Source organism: Mycobacterium asiaticum, from assembly GCF_001673365.1.
Taxonomy (GTDB): Bacteria; Actinomycetota; Actinomycetes; order Mycobacteriales; family Mycobacteriaceae; genus Mycobacterium; species Mycobacterium asiaticum_A.
Genome location: NZ_LZLS01000107.1, coordinates 1 through 1,224 on the forward strand (window position 1 = coordinate 1; position 1,224 = coordinate 1,224).

Annotated in this window: 1 protein-coding gene and 1 pseudogene; one reads left to right on the forward strand and one right to left on the reverse strand. The window is 60.2% G+C overall.

The annotated features are described in order from the left end of the window. On the forward strand, nt 1-263 hold a 263-nt coding region (locus tag A5634_RS30340), incomplete at its 5' end, for a type IV toxin-antitoxin system AbiEi family antitoxin (RefSeq protein WP_437339972.1). 173 nt (nt 264-436) lie between these two features. Here A5634_RS30340 and A5634_RS12565 read toward each other — a convergent pair. After that, nucleotides 437-1,147: pseudogene (locus A5634_RS12565) on the reverse strand (cytochrome P450); the annotation flags it as partial. Between the last annotated feature and the right edge of the window lie 77 nt (nt 1,148-1,224).

Sequence of the window (1,224 nt, forward strand, 5' to 3'; positions counted from 1 at the left end):
TAACTACCCCGGCGTGTCGAGCAAGTGGGGCCACATCAAGCCGTCCCCCTGGGGCCAAATCAGGCTGTCATAGCCAGACCACACCTGAACAGACGATCTTGGACCTTGCCCACCGCCCCCAACTGGGCGACGCCGAAGTCGATGTACCGACCGCCGTCGCGGCGCTGTACGAGCGCAGCGATGAAAGCCGCTTACAGACCTTGGCGACCGACCAACGACGCGGCGCATCGCTGACGCGAGCGAGAGCCTGGGCGCACCCGTGAACAGCGACGAAAATGCCGCCGTCGCCGAACAATTCGGTGTCGCAACCGAACAGGTCGAGGCCAGACGTTGTGATTGCAAGCGCATCCCGCAGCGAGACAGGTATGCACTGACTCGGTTCTCGACGCTGGTCGGACTGCATCGCCGAAGCACTGGCGAGTGTGCCTGGCGAAGACTAAATTGGCGTCGACCTCTTGTGGAGAACGACAGGGAGGTGGGTAGGGCCACGCAGTGAGCTGTTGGTAGACCACGTTGTGGGTCCGGTTATCGAGATCTGTGACACCCGGTCGACCAGTTCACGAAGAACGGCTTGTGCCTCCATGCGTGCAAGGGGCGCTCCGAGGCATAAGTGTGGACCGTAGCCAAAGCCGACGTGGGAACGCGGGTTTCGGTTCGCGCGAAAGGTATTTGGGTCGTCGAAGGCAAGTGGATCGCGGTTGGCCGCGCCGAACGATATCAGTACCCGTGAACCCGATGGGATGGTGACATCGCCTACTTGATAATCGGCGCGGGTATAACGGTAAAGGTTTTGAATGGGACTGGTGTAGCGGACATGTTCTTCGATGGCCTGCGGGATCAGGTCGGGGTTGGCCCGGATCATGTCGTATTGATCGGGACAGTGGGCGTAGGTGTGGAGCATCCCGCCGAGCAGGTTGGTAGTGGTCTCATTTCCCGCGATCAGTAGCAGGATGGCGATATAGAACAACTGGTTGTCGGTTAGCGCACCGTCGCTGCTGTGCGCTAATAAGCGGCCAAGGACGGTGTCCGATCCCTTGAGGTGTCCATCTGCGAGGTGCTTCAAGAAGTAGCGGCGTAGCGCTGCTGAGGCGCGCATGGATCGCGCCGTGTTCGCAATCCCGTTCACCGTAGGGGTGAAGTTGATGACGAGCAATGATCAATACCTGTGGATGAGCCTCGGCGAGGCGGCCTGAAAGTGGGCGCACCTTCCCGAGGATGATCTTC